We start from the raw sequence: 3,826 nt of genomic DNA, 5'->3' as shown, positions 1-3,826 counted from the left end.
CTGCTGACGAACTGGATCGCGAGCTTTCGGGCCTTGGCGTGCCCGATCATGTCCAGCACTTCGAAGTCGACGGCGATGTGCCGCGACTCGTCGTTGTTGATCTTCTCGAATACTTGGTGGCAGACGGGGTCGTGCACCTCGTCGAGCAGAAATTTCAACAGGGCCCCGTCTAGGGCGACTTCGAGCATGGGGATGACGGTGCCGAGCACGGACAGCGACATGTCGTCGGAGTATTTGTCCAGCCACTCGATCGCGAGGCGGATGTTCACGCTGGGCTCGGGCAGTTCGTCACCGTCGATCATGTCCCAGCGCTTCATCAGCGCGAGTTCGGCGTTGGCGTGGCGTTGTTCTTCGGCGTGGAAGTACCGGTAGATCTCGGCCAGCGTCGGGGTCGGTGCCTTCTTGGCCATGGCGGCGAAGCCGCGGGCGCCGACGTTCTCGATCCAGCACAGGTCGGCCATGAACGCCTTCAGTTTGGGCCGGAAGTCATCGGAGATGGTTTCCGCGCCGGGCGCGTCCCAGTCGATGTCGGCCAGTGCCCACTGGCGGTCCTTGATCTTGGCCAGCATGTCGTCCATGTCCATCGCCATGGTGAGTTCAGCCTCCGTCGTTGAGGGGTCCGACGCGGGCGAGCAGCCCGGCGCCGCGGGTGTAGGTGCGGGGCAGGTGGCGTTTCATCGCCCAGGCGGCCTTGGCGTCCGGTTGCGGGACCACGTACAGCGCGCCGCGGTCGTGCGCGTCGAGGGTGGTGCGCGCGACGCGCGTAGCCGAGACGCCGGATAGGCGCATCAGCCGGGCCGCGAGTGCGGTCAAGTCCGCGGTGATGCGGCCGTTGTCGAGGATGTTGGTCTTGACGAACGTGGGGCACACCACGCTGACGTGCACGCCGGTGCCGCTGAGTTCGGCCGACAGCGTCTCCGACAGCGCGAGCACGCCGGCTTTGCTGACGTTGTACTGGGCCATCCGCGGTGCGGCACCGAATGCGGCGGCGGAGGCGACGTTGATGATGCCGCCGTAGCCGGCCGCGCGCAGCAGCGGTACGAACTCGTGGCAGCCGTGCACGACTCCCCACAGGTTGATGCCCATCGTCCAGCGCCAGTCCTCCAGCGGCGTGTCCCCGATCATCTGGCCACCGGCGCCGACGCCGGCGTTGTTCACGACGAGCGTCGGGGGGCCAACGAACCAGCCCTGCGCCTCGCGAGACAGCACCGCGACCTCCTGCGGGGACGAGACGTCGCACCGCAGTGCCATCGCCTTGCCGCCTTGATCGGTGATGACGTCGACGGTGCGTTGCGCCGCCGATTCGTTGATGTCGCTGACGACGACGCTGCCGCCACGGCGGGCGATCTCGACGGCGAAAGCCTGACCGATGCCGCTGCCGGCGCCGGTGACGACCGCGTTGGCGTCGCGGCTTCGGCGGTGACCCGAGTTGAGTCCGATCATGCTGTTCTCCTGTCGACGACCTGCAGGCGTGGGATGCGGCGGCGGTGCCGCGCAGGCAGCGTGGCCTGCGCGCCGAGGGCGTCGGCGAGGAATCGGGCGCCGCGCTGCAGCGCGTCGTCGGCTTCGGGCACCAGGCGCGGCATCGCCTGAAAGACGTGCATCTGCCCCGGCCACACCTGCAACTCGCACACGGTGCCCGACGCGGTGAGCATCCGGTGCACCTGGTGCGCGTCCGCGGCGAGCATCTCCGTTCCGCCGGCTTGGATCAGTGTCGGCGGCAATGCCTCGTCGGCCGCGATGACGTGGGCCAGCCGCGCGTGCATCGGATCGGTGTCAGCGGTGTAGAGCGCGATGAGGCGCCGCGCCGCCGCGGCCGAGCACATCGGGTCGCGTTGCGCCTGTTCCCGCGCGAGGGCCAAGCCCATCGTGGCGTCGACCAGCGGCGAGAGCAGCAGCTGCGCCGCCGGCAGCGGGCGGCCGGCACGCCGCAGGTTCAGGCACAGGTCGATGGCGAGGTGCCCGCCTGCCGAATCGCCGGCCAGCGCCACCTGCTCGGCGCGGTGACCACGCTCGAGCAGCCAGTCGAGACCGCGGCGCGCATCCTCGGCGGCGGTGGGGAAGCGGTGCCGCGGCGCGAGCCGGTAATCCACCGCGAACACCGGCAATCCGGTGAACGCAGACAGCCGCGAAGTCAGCGAACGGTGCGTCTGAGCCGAGCACAGCGCGTAGCCGCTGCCGTGGATGTAGTAGAGCACCGCATCGCTGCGGTCAACTCCCGCGGCGCGGACCCATTCACCGCGCACCCGCCCGCCCGGGCCTGGCTCGTCGACACTCTCGAACCGGGTGCCGGCAGGGATTGTGCCGAACGTGGCCATCGCGCGGGACAGGACCACCCGCGCCACGGCGACGCCCACCGCGTTCGAGGGCAGAACGGCCGCCGTGGGCCCCAACGTTACGCGGGTGGTACCCGCGACCAGCCGGGCTCGATGCGACGCCGGGCGAGGGTGGAACGTCGTCGCTGACACACCCTGAGTACAGCAGCGAACGTGCCATTAGTCAATGGCACGGTCGACAATGGGCTAGACGGCCATCGTTCGCCGTCGGGTTGCCGCATCCACGAGCTCGCGCGACTTGGCGCTGAGCTTGTCCGCGGCAGCGGCGGCTTGGAGCGCCGCGAAGTTGGTCTCGGACAGCTCGCCAACTCGGCTCAGCAAGTGCTGTTGAGCCTCGGGGGTGAGTTGATCCATCAACTCGCTGCCCTGTGCCCACAGGTCGTCAGCGATCATCGCCTCGAACACGCCATCGATCTGCGCGACCGCAGCGGTGGCGATGACGTGGTCGAGGTTCGCGTTCCATTCCAGCAGCGGGACGACCGCGAGCAGATCGTGTCCGCTGGCGACGCCGAGGGCGGCGTGGAGCATGTCGGGGGTGACGACGCCGACGAAGGCGGCCATACCGGCGTACTCGCCGCGCTGGAACAGTTCCGCGGCGATCGCCTGCACTGTTTCGACGGGGACGGCGTGCACGATCGGTCCGAACCGGCTGGGGTCCAACGCCAGCGCGAGGTCGGCCAGCTCGACCGGGTCGAGTTCGGCGACGATGCCGGTGACCTGCTCGGCGGGCAGGTTGGCGATGACGTGGTCGAGGTTGTCGTTCCATTCCAGCAGCGGGACGACAGCGAGCAGGTCGCGCGGTGTCGCCGCACCGAGTGCGGCAAACAAGGCATCGACGGTGACCGTGCCGACGAACTCGGCCATGGCCGCGTACTCGCCGCGATCGAATAGTTCGCGCGCGACTTCCCCGACGCGCGGCGCCGGGATGGCTTGCACGACCGGTTTGGAACGGACCGGATCGAGAACGAGCGATAGGTCGCCGAGGTAGCGGACGGACACCCGGGTGACCAGGTCACGGGCCCGGTTCGGTTCGAGAAGCTCAGCGACTCGTGCGGCAAGCACAGGAGGTAGAAATTTCTCAGCGAGCTTGCCGGCGACAGAGCCCGGCAACATCTTGGAAAGACCCGCCACGTTCGCGAACTGCGTGTGCCCGTCCGCGAACAGGGCGTTGCTGATCTGGTCGTGCAAGATCGCGAGATCGGCCTCGGAAATGTCGTCCAGACCGATGACCTCAGTAGCCTCGACGCCGAGAAGACGGGCGATACGACCGCAGTGGCGGCTGCCGGCCGTGGGCGATGTCATCCGAGCAACGCCTTCCGCACGATTCCGCGCACCGGCAGAGGTACGCCCTCGACTGCGACGCGAACTGATTCGGCCATCACCTCGGCCTGGCGCCTGCGGGCAACGTCAATCTGGTTCGCCAGTCGCTCGAGGACGTCCGAAGCCAGCGCCGCCACGGTTTCAGGCGGAGAGGCCCCGAGGGCTTTGCT

4 protein-coding genes and 1 pseudogene are annotated in these 3,826 nt (G+C 68.6%); all 5 read right to left on the bottom strand.

Features of this window, described 5'->3' with window-relative positions; genetic code table 11:
• Positions 1-590 (bottom strand): annotated as a pseudogene (locus ABR571_RS16840) (ferritin-like domain-containing protein); the annotation flags it as partial.
• Positions 591-597: 7 nt separating this feature from the next.
• Positions 598-1,443, bottom strand: a complete 846-nt coding sequence (locus ABR571_RS16835) for an SDR family NAD(P)-dependent oxidoreductase (RefSeq protein ID WP_409454365.1) — start codon at positions 1,441-1,443, stop codon at positions 598-600.
• Positions 1,440-2,345, bottom strand: a complete 906-nt coding sequence (locus ABR571_RS16830; RefSeq protein ID WP_409454364.1) for an alpha/beta hydrolase — start codon at positions 2,343-2,345, stop codon at positions 1,440-1,442. Before ABR571_RS16830 ends, ABR571_RS16835 begins: the two co-directional genes overlap by 4 nt.
• Positions 2,346-2,522: 177 nt before the next feature.
• Entirely contained in the window at positions 2,523-3,638 is a 1,116-nt protein-coding gene (locus ABR571_RS16825) for a hypothetical protein (RefSeq protein WP_409454363.1), read from the bottom strand.
• Positions 3,635-3,826 (bottom strand): hypothetical protein (locus tag ABR571_RS16820; RefSeq protein WP_409454362.1); only part of this gene is annotated, 192 nt, incomplete at its 5' end. The genes ABR571_RS16825 and ABR571_RS16820, both read right to left, overlap by 4 nt.

The sequence above is a fragment of the Jatrophihabitans sp. genome (genome assembly GCF_046262535.1).
GTDB lineage: Bacteria > Actinomycetota > Actinomycetes > Mycobacteriales > Jatrophihabitantaceae > Jatrophihabitans.
This window is presented reverse-complemented; position numbering and strand designations above follow the sequence as displayed.